The sequence below is a fragment of the Streptomyces sp. BBFR25 genome, assembly GCF_044590125.1.
Lineage (GTDB): Bacteria > Actinomycetota > Actinomycetes > Streptomycetales > Streptomycetaceae > Streptomyces > Streptomyces canus_D.
The window spans coordinates 4,450,032-4,463,099 of sequence record NZ_CP172447.1; the positions used below are offsets into that span (position 1 = coordinate 4,450,032).

At 71.9% G+C, this 13,068-nt stretch carries 16 protein-coding genes; 10 read left to right on the plus strand and 6 right to left on the minus strand.

Annotated features, from left to right (window positions below; genetic code table 11):
* Nucleotides 1-2: 2 nt before the first annotated feature.
* From ACGH52_RS20255 to ACGH52_RS20265, 3 genes are all read left to right on the plus strand, one after another.
* Complete coding sequence (locus ACGH52_RS20255) at nt 3-680, plus strand: potassium-transporting ATPase subunit C (RefSeq protein WP_076975066.1); 678 nt, start codon at nt 3-5, stop codon at nt 678-680.
* Nucleotides 681-701: 21 nt separating this feature from the next.
* Nucleotides 702-1,646 (plus strand): RNA polymerase sigma factor SigJ, encoded by a 945-nt coding sequence (gene sigJ, locus ACGH52_RS20260; RefSeq protein ID WP_076975065.1) that lies wholly within the window; start codon nt 702-704, stop codon nt 1,644-1,646.
* A gap of 129 nt (nt 1,647-1,775) precedes the next feature.
* Nucleotides 1,776-2,972 carry an NAD(P)/FAD-dependent oxidoreductase gene (locus ACGH52_RS20265; RefSeq protein ID WP_210974340.1) on the plus strand — a complete coding sequence of 399 codons (1,197 nt, stop codon included), beginning with the start codon at nt 1,776-1,778 and terminating at the stop codon, nt 2,970-2,972.
* 17 nt (nt 2,973-2,989) lie between these two features.
* Here ACGH52_RS20265 and ACGH52_RS20270 read toward each other — a convergent pair whose 3' ends face one another.
* From ACGH52_RS20270 to ACGH52_RS20280, 3 genes are all read right to left on the minus strand, one after another.
* Nucleotides 2,990-3,766, minus strand: a complete 777-nt coding sequence (locus tag ACGH52_RS20270; protein WP_399946807.1) for a polysaccharide deacetylase family protein — start codon at nt 3,764-3,766, stop codon at nt 2,990-2,992.
* A gap of 181 nt (nt 3,767-3,947) precedes the next feature.
* Nucleotides 3,948-4,595: a dihydrofolate reductase family protein gene (locus ACGH52_RS20275; RefSeq protein WP_076975062.1), complete on the minus strand. Its 648-nt coding sequence runs from the start codon at nt 4,593-4,595 to the stop codon at nt 3,948-3,950.
* Nucleotides 4,596-4,723: 128 nt separating this feature from the next.
* Nucleotides 4,724-5,488, minus strand: coding sequence for an SDR family NAD(P)-dependent oxidoreductase (locus tag ACGH52_RS20280; RefSeq protein WP_076975061.1), 765 nt, complete (start codon nt 5,486-5,488; stop codon nt 4,724-4,726).
* Between the two features lie 89 nt (nt 5,489-5,577).
* Between ACGH52_RS20280 and ACGH52_RS20285 the strand changes: the two genes are divergently transcribed.
* The gene (locus tag ACGH52_RS20285; protein WP_210974339.1) at nt 5,578-6,213 is read left to right on the plus strand and encodes a TetR/AcrR family transcriptional regulator; all 636 of its coding nucleotides are present in this window, start codon (nt 5,578-5,580) and stop codon (nt 6,211-6,213) included.
* 296 nt (nt 6,214-6,509) lie between these two features.
* On the opposite strand, the gene ACGH52_RS20290 is transcribed toward ACGH52_RS20285, so the two are convergent.
* A complete protein-coding gene (locus ACGH52_RS20290) occupies nt 6,510-6,923 on the minus strand; it encodes an arsenate reductase ArsC (protein WP_210974338.1) in 414 nt (137 codons plus the stop codon).
* A 92-nt stretch (nt 6,924-7,015) separates the two neighbouring features.
* On the opposite strand from ACGH52_RS20290, the gene ACGH52_RS20295 reads away from it, so the two are divergent.
* Complete coding sequence (locus ACGH52_RS20295; protein WP_059299428.1) at nt 7,016-7,324, plus strand: helix-turn-helix transcriptional regulator; 309 nt, start codon at nt 7,016-7,018, stop codon at nt 7,322-7,324.
* Nucleotides 7,321-8,430 carry an ACR3 family arsenite efflux transporter gene (gene arsB, locus ACGH52_RS20300; RefSeq protein ID WP_399941236.1) on the plus strand — a complete coding sequence of 370 codons (1,110 nt, stop codon included), beginning with the start codon at nt 7,321-7,323 and terminating at the stop codon, nt 8,428-8,430. The genes ACGH52_RS20295 and arsB overlap by 4 nt, the downstream gene beginning before the upstream one ends.
* A gap of 45 nt (nt 8,431-8,475) precedes the next feature.
* On the opposite strand, the gene ACGH52_RS20305 is transcribed toward arsB, so the two are convergent.
* Complete coding sequence (locus ACGH52_RS20305; RefSeq protein ID WP_059299430.1) at nt 8,476-8,841, minus strand: helix-turn-helix transcriptional regulator; 366 nt, start codon at nt 8,839-8,841, stop codon at nt 8,476-8,478.
* A gap of 135 nt (nt 8,842-8,976) precedes the next feature.
* On the opposite strand from ACGH52_RS20305, the gene ACGH52_RS20310 reads away from it, so the two are divergent.
* The 3 genes from ACGH52_RS20310 (at nt 8,977) to ACGH52_RS20320 (ending at nt 11,777) form a co-directional block, all read left to right on the plus strand.
* On the plus strand, nt 8,977-10,329 hold the full coding sequence (locus tag ACGH52_RS20310) for an NAD(P)-binding domain-containing protein (RefSeq protein ID WP_399941240.1): 1,353 nt from the start codon (nt 8,977-8,979) through the stop codon (nt 10,327-10,329).
* Between the two features lie 45 nt (nt 10,330-10,374).
* Nucleotides 10,375-11,121 carry a phosphotransferase family protein gene (locus ACGH52_RS20315; RefSeq protein WP_399941243.1) on the plus strand — a complete coding sequence of 249 codons (747 nt, stop codon included), beginning with the start codon at nt 10,375-10,377 and terminating at the stop codon, nt 11,119-11,121.
* Nucleotides 11,122-11,243: 122 nt separating this feature from the next.
* Complete coding sequence (locus ACGH52_RS20320; protein WP_399941246.1) at nt 11,244-11,777, plus strand: DUF5994 family protein; 534 nt, start codon at nt 11,244-11,246, stop codon at nt 11,775-11,777.
* On the opposite strand, the gene ACGH52_RS20325 is transcribed toward ACGH52_RS20320, so the two are convergent.
* Nucleotides 11,745-12,146 carry a DUF5994 family protein gene (locus ACGH52_RS20325; protein WP_076975052.1) on the minus strand — a complete coding sequence of 134 codons (402 nt, stop codon included), beginning with the start codon at nt 12,144-12,146 and terminating at the stop codon, nt 11,745-11,747. The two genes, ACGH52_RS20320 and ACGH52_RS20325, sit on opposite strands and share 33 nt — an antisense overlap.
* Before the next feature lie 327 nt (nt 12,147-12,473).
* On the opposite strand from ACGH52_RS20325, the gene ACGH52_RS20330 reads away from it, so the two are divergent.
* Nucleotides 12,474-13,064, plus strand: a complete 591-nt coding sequence (locus tag ACGH52_RS20330; RefSeq protein WP_399941249.1) for a DUF5994 family protein — start codon at nt 12,474-12,476, stop codon at nt 13,062-13,064.
* The last annotated feature ends 4 nt before the right edge of the window (nt 13,065-13,068 follow it).

Sequence of the window (13,068 nt, forward strand, 5' to 3'; positions counted from 1 at the left end):
ACATGAACACTTCGCTGACCAACGGCGCCCGGCTGCTCGCGGCGGGCCTGCGCGCCCTGCTCGTCCTGACCGTGGTCACCGGCATCGTCTACCCGCTCGTCGTCACCGGCGTCGCCCAGGGGCTGTTCCCCGCAAAGGCGAACGGCTCCGAGGTCAAGGCGGACGGCAAGGTCGTCGGCTCGTCCCTGATCGGCCAGCAGTACAACCTGCCCCTGAAGGACGGCCAGGAGACCCCCGAGCCGGACCTGAAGTGGTTCCAGGGCCGCCCGGCCAACGGCCTCGGCACCAACAGCGTCAACACCCAGTACGACCTCATCCTGTCCGGGGCCACCAACCGCTCCGCCGACAACGCGGAACTCCTCCAGTGGGTGAAGGAGGCCAAGGCCGCCGTGGTGAAGGACAACTCCGTGCCCGGCCACCCCGTCCGGCCGAAGGACGTGCCCGCGGACGCCGTCACCTCCTCCGGATCGGGACTGGACCCGGACATCTCCCCGCGGTACGCCGACCTCCAGGTGCACCGGGTCGCCGAGAAGAACGGCCTGCCCGCCGAGCGCGTCCAGCGGCTCGTCGACGAGCACACCACCTCCCGCACCCTCGGCTTCATCGGCGAACCGCGGGTGAACGTCCTGGAACTGAACATCGCGCTCAGGGACCTGGTGGCCCCGGCGGCCGGGAACTGAGGCACGGTTACAATCCGGGCCATGGTCCTGACCGTGCGCGACGTGGAACGGTTCGAGGCCTCCAGGCCCCGTCTGGAGGCCATCGCCTACCGCCTCCTCGGCTCCGCGAGCGAGGCGGAGGACGCCGTGCAGGAGACCTTCCTGCGCTGGCAGGCGGCCGACGTCGGACGCGTCGAGGTCCCCGAGGCCTGGCTGACCAAGGTCCTCACCAACCTCTGCCTCAACCAGCTCACCTCGGCCCGCGCCCGGCGGGAGACCTACGTGGGCCAGTGGCTGCCCGAGCCGCTCCTGGCCGGCGACCCGATGCTCGGCCCCGCGGAGACCGCCGAGCAGCGCGAGTCGGTCTCCCTGGCGGTCCTCGCCCTGCTGGAGCGGCTCTCACCGCGCGAGCGGGCGGTGTACGTCCTGCGTGAGGCGTTCGGCTACGCCCATCGGGAGATCGCCGCGATCCTCGACATCACCGAGGACGCCAGCCAGCAGACCCTGCACCGGGCCAGGAAGCACGTCGCGCGGGGCACGGCCCGCACCGAGGTCGACGAGGCCGCGGCCCGGCGCATCGTCGACGAGTTCCTCGCGGCGGCCACCAGCGGCCGGACCGAACCGCTGGTCCGGCTGCTCACCGAGGACGCCGTGTCGATCGGCGACGGCGGCGGACAGGTCCCGGCCCGCGCCAAGGCGTTCGAGGGCGCCCGCGCCGTGGCGACCTTCCTGCGGGGCCTGTTCAAGCCCGGCAAGGCCAAGCGCGCCCTGACCGGCGGCCCCGCCGAGATCTACGCCGGCACCGCGGGCGGCGACCCCGCCGTCGTGGCCGTCGTGCACGGCCGGGTCATCGGGATCATGTGCCTGGAGGTCACGCCCGAGGGCCTCGCGGGCTTCCGCAACCAGGTCAACCCCGACAAGCTCGAACGCGCCACCCGCCGGTGGGCGGCCACCGACCACGGGGAACCCCTGCTCCAGGTCTTCTGACCGCGACGCGGCGCGCGTCACTGTGGCGCGCGTCACTCCCGCTCCCTGTCAGGAATCGGCGGGCCGCCCGGTTCAAGGGGCGAGTCCCGCTGGAGAGACCCTCAGCGGCCGGAGACAAGGGAGCACGTCATGCAGCACACCCCGCGGCACCGCATCGTCGTCCTGGGCGCCGGGTACGCCGGAGCCGTCGCCGCCGGTCGCCTTGCCCGGCGACTGCGCCGCCAGGACGCGGCCATCACCCTCGTCAACGCCGAACCCCACTTCGTCGAACGGGTCCGGATGCACCAGCTCGCCGTCGGCCAGGACCTCAGGGCCCGGCCCCTCGACGAGATGTTCGCGCGCACCGGGGTCGACGTGCGGATCGCGCGGGTCACCGGCGTGGACGCCGACCGCAAGACCGTCTCCGTCACCGGTCCGGACGGCGCCGGTGAACTGGCGTACGACACCCTCGTCTACGCCCTCGGCAGTGCCTGGAACCCGCAGGACGTCCCCGGTGCCGTGGAGCACGCCCACGAGATCGCCGGCCGTCCGGGCGCGCTCCGGCTGCGCGAACGCCTGGCGGGGCTGGAGGCCGGGCGGTCCGTGGTCGTGGTCGGCGGCGGGCTCACCGGCCTGGAGGCCGCGTCCGAGATCGCCGAGGCCCGCCCGGACCTGGACGTGTCGCTCACGGCGCGCGGCGAACTCGGCGACTGGCTTTCCCCCAGGGGCCGCCGCCACCTGCGGAAGGTGTTCACCGCCCTCGGCGTCACGGTGTATGAGAACGCCGCCGTCACGGCCGTGGCCGCGGACCACGTCGTCACCGCCGACGGCACCTCCGTACCGGCCGACGTGACGGTGTGGACCACCGGATTCGCCGTCCACCCCCTGGCGCGGGCCAGCACGCTGGAGGTCACCGACACCGGCCGGATCGTGGTCGACGCGACCATGCGCTCGGTGTCCCACCCGGACGTGTACGCGGTCGGCGACGCGGCGCTCGCGGCGGGCCCCGGCGGCAAGCCGCTGCGGATGTCCTGCGCCTCGGGCGTCCCCACCGCCTGGCAGGCCGCCGACGCCATCGCGGCCCGGCTGACCGGCGGAAAGCTGCCGAGCATGACGCCGCGCTACTTCAACCAGTGCGTCTCGCTGGGCCGTGGCCAGGGCCTGATCCAGTACGTCACCGCCGACGACCGCGCCGTGCGCGCGGCCCTGACCGGACGGCTCGCCGCCCTCTACAAGGAGGTCGTCTGCAAGTCCGCGGCCTGGGGCGTCGCCAACCCGACCCTCGGCCTCCCGACCCGGCGCCGTCCGGTCACCGCCGGCGCCCCCGCGCCGGCACCGGTGCGCTGAGCGGCGGCGGCCGCCGCTCAGCGCACCGGGAACCCGAACGCGTACCCCTGCTCCTTCAGCCAGGGCAGGACCTGCCGCAGGGCCTCGACGGTCTGGGTGCGGTCGCCACCGGCGTCGTGGAAGAGGATGGTCGGGCCGTTGGCCAGCTCCCGCTGGACGGTGGCGACGATGGCGTTGGTGCCGGGCCGCTCGAAGTCCTTGGTGTCCACGTTCCAGCCCAGTGGACGCATGCCGTGGGAGGCGGCGAGCTTGCGGCTGTAGGGGGTGAACGCCCCGCCGGGGGCCCGGTAGTACATCGGCCGGACGCCCCCGGACGCCTTGATGATCATGCGCTCGGCGTCCAGGATCTCCTTGGACTGGTAGGCCTCGGACTTCTTGTCCATGCCGGTGTCGTGCGACACCGAGTGGTCGCACAGCCGGTGCCCGGCGGCGACGACGTCCTTCACGAGGTCCGGGTGGGCCTCGGCCTGAACGCCCGTCATGCAGAAGGTGGCCTTCACCCCGTACTCGTCCAGCAGGTCCAGCACCTGGGGCGTCCACGCCGGGTCGGGACCGTCGTCGATGGTGATGTTCACGCCGCGCGGCCCGGCGTCCGAGGCGTGCGCGATGCTGACGTCGACGGACTCGGCGGCGCCGCCCGGCGCGGCCGACGCGGACGCCTCGGACGCCGGGCCGCCCCCGACGGAGTCGGCCTGCGCGGTCCACACCGAGGCGCCGACGGCGAGCATCGTCACACCGAGCGCCGCCCCGACGACCTTGCCGTACCAGCCCCGTCCACCACCGTGCCGCGCCATGTCCGCCGCCCCGCCTTCGCGTAGTTCCTCGCCGCCGGTCCCCGAGCACGTCGGGGACCACATGGCAGGACGGGAGAAACCGCCCGCGGGATCCCTCCGTTACGGATCACGGACAATTCCGGGGGAGTCCGCGGACAACTCGACGGGCGGCGGGCGGCCCGGCTCCTTCCCTCATTCGCCCTCACCTGCGCCAGAAGAGATGGTGCGTCACGCCGCTCGGGCTGGGCACGACCTCCAGGTGGAACCGGTCCCGCAGCTCGTCGGGCGAGTCCCACAGCCGCAGCCCGGAACCCATCCTCACCGGCGAGACGACCACGTGCAGGGTGTCGACGAGGTCGGCGTCGAGGAACTCCCGGACGGTGGACACGCCGCCGCCGAGCCGGACGTCCTTGCCCTGTGCGGCCTCCCGCGCCCGCGCGAGCACGGAGGCGGGGTCGCCGTCCACGAAGTGGAACGTGGTGTCGGAGAGCGTGAACGACGGACGCGTGTGGTGGGTCAGGACGAACACCGGTGTGTGGAACGGCGGCTCGTCGCCCCACCAGCCGCGCCAGTCGTGGTCCTGCCACGGGCCGCGCTGGGGCCCGAACTTGTTGCGGCCCATGATCTCGGCGCCGATGTTGTGGCTGAAGTCCCGGGTGAAGTAGTCGTCGAGTCCCCGGCTCCCCCCGGGCTCGGTGCGGTTGGGCCAGCTCGCGGTGGCAACGGCCCAGGCCATGAGCCGCCCCGGATCGACGGCGTGGCCGAAGGGCCGCTCCAGACTCTGGTCCTCACCGGCGGCGACACCGTCGCTCGAGACGGTGAAGTTCTGCACTCGCAGCAGCTGTTCCATGCGTTCCCTCATCAGATCGTGCCGGTTCCGGGCGATGCGCCGTACACCAAGATGTCGAACGGCACCCGCCCGGATCGACAGCGGCGCGCGACTTCTTCCGACACGTGTGCCGCGGCCTCGTCGATCAGTCAGACACGCGGCCCGAGAAACAGGCCACCACTCGCATCGACGACCTGCCCGGTGATCCAGCGCGCCGCGTCGGAGGCGAGGAACACGACCACGTCGGCGACGTCGTCGGGCCCGCCCAGCCGGTCGAGCGCCGTCGTGCCGGTGATGAGTTCCGCGAGTCCCGGTGCCGCGAAGGCCGCTGCGTTGGTCGCGGTCCGCGTGGCGCCGGGCGCGACCGCGTTCACGGTGATGCCGCGTACTCCGAGCTGGTTGGCCAGCGTCATGCTCATGGTCTCGACCGCTCCCTTCGTCATGGCGAAGGAGGTCTGGGAGGGGTTGGCCATCCGGGTCGCCGCGGAGGAGACCGTGATGACGCGGCCGCCGTCGGGGAGCAGGTCCAGCGCGCGCTGGACGATGAAGTACGGCGCTCGCACGTTGACCGCGAAGAGGTGGTCGAACTCCTCGCGCGTCGTGGTCCCGATCGGTCCGGCGGGCGGGGCCGCCGCGTTGTTGACGAGGATGTCGAGCGGCCGCCCGGCCAGGGCCGCCTCGACTCCCGCGAAGAGCGTGTCGACGTCGTCCGCCGCGCCCAGTTCCGCCCGGACGGTGAGCGCGGTCCCACCGGCACGCCCGATCTCGTCGGCCGTCGCCGCCGCACCGTCCTCGTCCGCGCCGAAGTGCACGATGACCGCGGCCCCCTTCGCCGCCAACCGGACCGCGATCGCCCGCCCTATGCCGCGCGACGCACCGGTCACCAAAGCCGTCCTGCCCGTCAGGTCGTCCACATCCCTCACGCCCCCACCTCGCACTTTCGTGAACTCTTGTGAGTCACTACCAACATGGTAGTGACTATCAGTCAGGTAGGGTCTACCAGATGAAGGGCCAGCACTCAACACTGCGGGAACAACGGCGGGCGGAGACGCAGCGCGCAATCCAGGCGGTCGCGGTACGCCTGTTCACCGAGCGCGGATACGACGCCGTAACCGTGGCCGACATCGCCGAAGCCGCCTCCGTGTCGCCCATGACCGTGTACCGGCACTTCCCCACGAAGGAAGACCTGGTGCTCGTCGACCAGAACGGCCCGCTCGTCGCCGAGCGGATCGCCGCGGCGCCCGCCGCGCAGCCTCTGGTCCGCCGTATCGGCAGTGCGCTCGTCGACGCGGCAACGACGTTGACCGGCGAAGGACGCCCGGACGATCCGACGGCGGGCGATCGCTTCCTGCTCGCCCGCCTCCGGCTCATGATCTCGACGCCTGCCCTGCGAGCCAGGCACCTGGACAACCACTACGTCCTTCAGCAGGCGATCGTCGACGCCCTGGGGGACGAAGCCACCGATCCCGACGAGGCGTTCCGCGCCCGGGCGGCGGCCGGGGCCTGTCTGGCCGCCCTGCACACGGCACTGGTGCGCTGGGCCGAGGACGACGGACGCACCGAACTCCCCGCTCTGATCGCGCAGGCGCTCGTCGCCGCCTTCGGCGCTGACGCCGTCGACGTCGGCCCGGCGGAGTGAAGGACACACGACGTCAGGTCGAGGCGGCCGTCCGGGGACCGGAGGCGCACGGCAGGTCGACTCCGCCCTGCCTGCCGCCGCTGAGGTACACCTCTTCCCCGCGCGTCCAGTCGGTGCCGTTCGGGGCGAGGCCGCTGTCCGCCCTTGCCGCACGATGATCCGGAGACGGGCGCATCGCGGCACGTCACATAGGAGACGGAGACGCCGGACCCGGCGCGCTACCGGCCTGGGCGCGGATGGGCTCGCGTCATCCTCTGTGCGCCCGCAGAGAACCGACGGATGTCCGGTCGCCGTGGTCAGGGCCGCGGCTTCGGTGCGATCTGCTCGATCAGGCCCTCCACCAGCACCTTGATCTCGTCGCGGATCGGGCGGACGGCCTCGACGCCCTGGCCGGCCGGGTCCTCCAGCTGCCAGTCCAGGTACCGCTTGCCGGGGAAGACCGGGCAGGTGTCGCCGCAGCCCATGGTGACGCAGACGTCGGACTCCTTGACCGCGTCCACGGTCAGCATCTTCGGCACCTCGGCGGAGATGTCGACGCCGACCTCGCGCATCGCCTCGACGGCGGCCGGGTTGACGTGCTCACCCGGGTTCGAACCGGCGGAACGGACCTCGACGCGGTCCCCGGCCAGGTGGGTCAGCCAGGCGGCGGCCATCTGTGAGCGGCCGGCGTTGTGGACACAGACGAACAGCACGGAGGGCTTGTCGGGCATCAGGAGGTCTCTCTCGTCTCACGGCGGCATCAGGCACCCATCACATCAGCGCCCGGTGGTGTCAGCCATCACTGATGTGAAAGTATCAGTACATGATGACGTCAGTCGACACTGACCTGATCCGGGTTCTGGCGGACCCGCTCAGGCTGCGGATCGTGACCCTGCTCGCCCAAGAGACGCTGTGCACCACCCACCTCGTGGAGGAGACCGGTGCCCGGCAGACCAACCTCTCCAACCACCTGAGAGTGCTGCGCGAGGCCGGTGTCGTCGAGACCGAGCCGTGCGGCCGCTACACGTACTACAGGCTCCGCCCGGACGTCATCGCCTCGCTCGCCGGCCAGTTCGCCGACCTGGCCGAGTCCGCCCGCACCGCCGCCGAGAACAAGAGGGCCTGTCCGTGACCCGCACCGAAGCGCCCGCGACGACCACCGAGGAGCCCTCCGTCGTCGCGAAGCTGTCGACGCTCGACCGCTTCCTCGCCGTCTGGATCCTCATCGCCATGGCCGTCGGGCTCGGACTGGGGCGAGCCGTCCCGGGGATGGACGACGCCCTCGCGCACCTGGAGGTCGGTGGCATCTCCCTGCCGATCGCCCTGGGCCTGCTGATCATGATGTATCCGGTGCTCGCCAAGGTCCGCTACGACCAGCTCGACGCCGTCACCGGTGACAAGAAGCTGATGGTCTCCTCGCTGGTCGTCAACTGGCTGATCGGCCCGGCCGTGATGTTCGCGCTGGCCTGGATCTTCCTCCCCGACCTGCCCGAGTACCGCACCGGCCTGATCATCGTCGGCCTGGCCCGCTGCATCGCCATGGTCATCATCTGGAACGACCTGGCCTGCGGCGACCGCGAGGCGGCGGCCGTCCTGGTCGCGCTGAACTCGGTCTTCCAGGTACTGGCGTTCGGTCTGCTCGGCTGGTTCTACCTCGACCTGCTGCCCGGCTGGCTCGGCCTGGGTGACGGCGAGCACCTCGACATCTCCCTGTGGAAGATCGCCCTGAACGTCGTCATCTTCCTCGGCATCCCGCTCCTCGCCGGATTCCTCACCCGCCGCGTCGGCGAGCAGAAGATGGGCCGCGAGGCCTACGAGCAGAGGATCCTGCCGAAGATCGGCCCCTGGGCGCTGTACGGCCTGCTCTTCACGATCGTCATCCTCTTCGCCCTCCAGGGGAAGACCATCACCTCCCAGCCCCTCGACGTCGTACGCATCGCGCTGCCGCTGCTGGCGTACTTCGCCGTCATGTGGGCCGGAACCTTCCTGCTGGGCAAGGCCATCGGCCTCGCCTACGACCGCACGGCCACCCTCGCCTTCACCGCCGCGGGCAACAACTTCGAGCTGGCCATCGCCGTCGCCATCGCCACCTTCGGCGTCACCTCCGGCCAGGCCCTCTCCGGCGTCGTGGGACCGCTCATCGAGGTTCCCGTCCTGATCGGCCTCGTCTACGTGTCCCTGGCCTGGCGCAAGAAGTTCACCCCGTCCGCTCCGGCCACCGAGGGCAGGGACCACTGATGCGCCGTGAGGTTCGCGACGCCGCGAGGTGATCCGCGTGCGGGGCTACCGTACGGCCAGCAGTTGCCCCATCGCGGCCAGCACCGACGGCTCGACCCGGTAGTAGACCCAGGTGCCGCGCCGCTCGGAGGTCAGCAGTCCGGCTTCCTTGAGCTTCTTCAGGTGGTGGGAGACGGTCGGCTGGGAGACGCCGACGTCGGAGATGTCGCACACGCACGCCTCGCCGCCCTCGTGGGAGGCGACGGCCGAGAACAGCCGCAGCCGCACCGGGTCCCCGAGCGCCTTGAACATGCGCGCCGTCCGCTCGGCCTCCTCGGCGGTGAAGGGGCGCTCGCTCAGCGGCGGACAGCACGGCACCGCGGCCTCGGGTGCCTCGGTCTCCAGAAGCGGCAGCGCCTTGACGTTCGACATACGTCTATGTTGACACACGTCGAACCAGGCCCGACTTCGACGAGTGTCTATCTTGATGTTTGTCGAAGCAGGTGCCATGCTGGCGGTGCGAGACATTGACAGGCATCGAAGCAGCGAACCGAAGGAAGCACCGCCATGGAGAAGCAGAACCTGCCCGTCGTGGTCGTCGGAGCGGGCCCGGTAGGCCTGGCCGCCGCCGCGCACCTCGTGGAGCGCGGCATCGAGCCGCTGGTGCTGGAGGCCGGCGCATCGGCCGCCACGGCGGTACGGGAGTGGGCGCACGTCCGCCTGTTCTCCCCCTGGGCCGAGGTCACCGACCCCACCGCCGAGAAGTTGCTCGCCCCGACCGGCTGGACGCGCCCCGACGGGACGACGTACCCGACCGGCGGCGACTGGGCCGACCAGTACCTCCAGCCGCTCGCCGACGTCCTCGGCGACAAGGTCCGCTACGGAGCCACCGTCACCGGCGTGGCCCGCGCCGGCCGTGACCGGATCGTCGACTCCGGCCGCCAGGAGCAGCCCTTCACCGTGCACGTCGAGACGGCGGACGGCGGCGAGGAGCGGATCACCGCCCGCGCCGTCATCGACGCCTCCGGCACCTGGTCCGTACCCGGCCCGATGGGCGCGGGCGGCCTCCCCGCCCTCGGCGAGAAGTCCGCCTCCGACCACATCACCTACCGCGTCCCCGACCTGACGCACCCGGCCGTCCGAGCCCGCTACGCGGGCAGGCGCACGGCGGTCGTCGGCTCCGGCGCCTCCGCCTTCACCGCCCTCGCCCTCCTCGCCGACCTGGCCGGGGAGGAGGCGGACACGCACGCGGTCTGGATCCTGCGCCGGGGCATCGGCGACGCCACGTACGGCGGCGGCGAGGCCGATCAGCTCCCGGCCCGCGGCGCACTCGGCCTGCGGGCCAAGGCAGCGGTGGAGAAGGGGCACGCGAGCGCCGTCACCGGGTTCCGTACGGAGGCCGTCGAGCGCGACGGCGACCGGCTGGTCCTGGTCGCCGAGGACGGCCGCCGCCTGGACGCGGTCGACGAGGTCATCGTCCTGACCGGCTTCCGCCCCGACCTCTCCTTCCTCTCCGAACTCCGCCTCCGCCTCGACGAACGCCTCCAGGCCCCGACCGCGCTGGCACCGCTGATCGACCCGAACGTCCACTCCTGCGGCACCGTCTACCCGCACGGCGTGCAGGAGCTGTCCCACCCGGAGCAGGACGTCTACCTGGTCGGCATGAAGTCCTACGGCCGCGCCCCCACCTTCCTCGCCATGACCGGATACGAGCAGGTCCGCTCCATCACCGCCGCCCTGGCCGGAGACCACGAGGCGGCCGAACGCGTGGAGCTGACCCTGCCGGAGACCGGCGTCTGCGGCGGCGCCGGCCTGTTCGACGAGCCCGGCACCGCGCAGGGCGACGAGGGCGGCGGCTGCTGCGCGGCCCCGGCCACCCTGCAGATCGGCGGGTCCCGGACCTCTCCGCTTCCCTCGTGAGAAACCCGGCGACATCGGCGATCACCCCCGGAATACTGGTCGCCCGTGGATGAGGTCGAAGTCGTCGTCGCCCATTCCGAGCGCGCGACCCTGCGCGTCGGCGACGTGTTCCTGAAGGTGGACGCCGATCAGGCGCGCGTCGACGCCGAGGTCGAGGCGATGTCCCTCGCGCCGGTCCCGACCCCGCAGGTCCTGTGGCGCAAACCGCCCGTCCTCGCGATCGCCGCACTCCCGGGGACCACGCTCGGGCGCCTCGGCGGTCCCTCCACCGGGTCGCCGGCGGCGTGGGCCGCGGCGGGCGCCGCCATCCGGAAGCTGCACGACGCGCCGCTGCCGTCCTGGCCGGGTCGGGCCGGCCGGAGCATCGGCGCGCTGGCGGCGGAACTCGACGACGAGTGCGAGGCGCTCGTGACGGACGGCCTCCTGCCCGCGGACCTGGTCACCCGCAACCGCCGGGTCGCCGAGGCCGCGCTGCGCTCGTGGACACCGGCGTTCACGCACGGCGACCTGCAGATCGCGCACGTCTTCGTCGACGGCGACGAGGTCACCGGCATCATCGACTGGTCCGAGGCGGGCCGGGGAGACGCCCTGTACGACCTCGCCACCTTCACGCTCGGACACGAGGAGCACCTCGACGACGTCCTCGCCGGCTACGGCACCGACATCGACCTCGAAGTGCTGCACGCGTGGTGGTCGTTGCGCAGCCTGCTGGCGGTTCGCTGGCTGACCGAGCACGGCTTCGACCCGTTCGCGCCGGGCTGCGAGGTCGACGTGCTGAGATCCCGGCTGTGAGGCCGCGGTCGGCATTCCGGGTGGCTCACCGCGACTTGCTCAGGCCCGGCCGTCGTCGGCCGAGGAGTACCGTGAAACCACCAGGCTTTCGGTGTGCCGTCCCCGGTAGGCAGGCGAGTGCGATGTCCGACCCCGACCCCCCGCGGGTGACCAGGCTCCTGCCCGACGCCGTGCATCAGGCCGTTTCACGACCCGGGACCGCCGTGGTGCGGCTGGAGACGACCCATGACCGCAAGGGCGCGCTCGACGGGGCATGGTGGCCCCGCTCCCGCGACATCGCCGGTGAACTGCCCGGCCTGGTCTCCGCGCTGTCCGAGTACCTCGGGCCGATCACCCGCGTCGGCCTGGACACCGACGCCTGGGACGAACTGCCGACGCGGCTGACGATCGACGGCCGTGTCGTCCACATCGACTCCTTCCCGATCGGAGACGACACCGTCCTCATCACCCGGGGCGGCAATGATCTCTTCTCGCTGCTGGTGGTTCCGCCGCACACGGTGCCTGACGCGGCGCGCGCGGCCATGGCCGCGGCCGTGTGCCCCGGCAGTCGGACGTCGGCGGAACAGATCCTCATCGACACCGGCGCGGAGCGTGTGGGCCCGGGGCGTGCCCCGCAGGCTGCTCTACGCCACGGCCGCCATGAGCCGGGCCGCTGACGACGCGCTCGTCGGGGGCGGCACCACGAGGAGATCCCAACGGCCCGCGGTGTAGGACTGCAGCAGGATCCTGTGCGGGTTGAGCACCTCGGCGAAACGGTCGACCGCCACCTCGTGACCGTTGACGACGACCACGCCGTGCGGAATGGGCTGCCAGTGGCGTGGATTGACGGCCACGTGGGTGAGGCGGCCCCACAGCGGGTCGATCACGTCGGCCAGTTCGCCGAGTTCCCGTGCCAGGTCGCGGGTCCATGGCCACCAGGCGCCGTCCGGACGGCCGAAACGGCTGGTGGATCCGAGGACGAGGCGCGCGGCACGCGGTCGGTACGGTGCCGCGTGCGGACGGAGCTGAGTGGTGTTCAAGGTCATGAGCAAAAACCTGACTGCGGGCCTGCGTCGACCGACGGAGCGCCCGGTGGTGGGTGACCGAGGACGGGACCGGCGGCGCCGGTGCACGAAAGCCCTCGACGCCCTCAGGCTACTCCTCGACGAGCCCGACAGCCCCGACAGCCCCGACAAGAGGCATCGGCCTCATCGGCAGGACTGCCCCGGCATACGGCCTGTTCGGGCGCCGCGAAGAGTACGCTGGACAAACCGGGGACACTCCGCGCACGGACATCTCGCGTCTGTGCCGTTTTCGGTGATCGAATACGCCGGGTCGGCCGGCCCAGGCCCGCCCGGGGCAGGGTTCGCGTCATGACTGCGACCGTCTCTCCTTCGACGACGTCTGAAGACCGGCGTCCCACGTCTCCCGTGCGTCTGTCGCTCGTTCCCGACGGTTCGGCACCGCTCCTGCTGGACGGCGCCTGGTGGCCGCGCTCGCGTGATCTCGCCGCCGAACTGCCGGCCCTGACGTCCGTTCTCGATCCGCTGTGGGGACGGATCACCCGGGTCACGGTGAACCCCGCCCAGTGGCCGGTCGTCCCGCGCAAGGTGCCTGTCGCCGGGCATGTGGTGAAGGTGGGCTGGTTCCGCTTCGAGCAGGACGAGCACGAGTTGCTGCTGCTCTCCTACCACGCGGGTCGCTGGAACCTGCTGGTCGTTCCCCCGCAGACGCCTCCGGCCGCGGCCGCCTGGCTGATGGCCGCCGCGAGCGACCCGCGGCGGACGGCGACCGCGAGCAGCCTGCTGGCGGATGCCGCGCGTCTGACGGTGACCGCCGAGGGCGACCGCACCAGGGAAGCGGCGTGGGAGTCCGAAGGAGGACATGGAGCCGGTGCTCCCGTCACTTCCCCGTGGCTTCGAGTCGCCGTCGCCGCGCCGGCGGACCCGCCGGAAAGGGTGTGAGGAC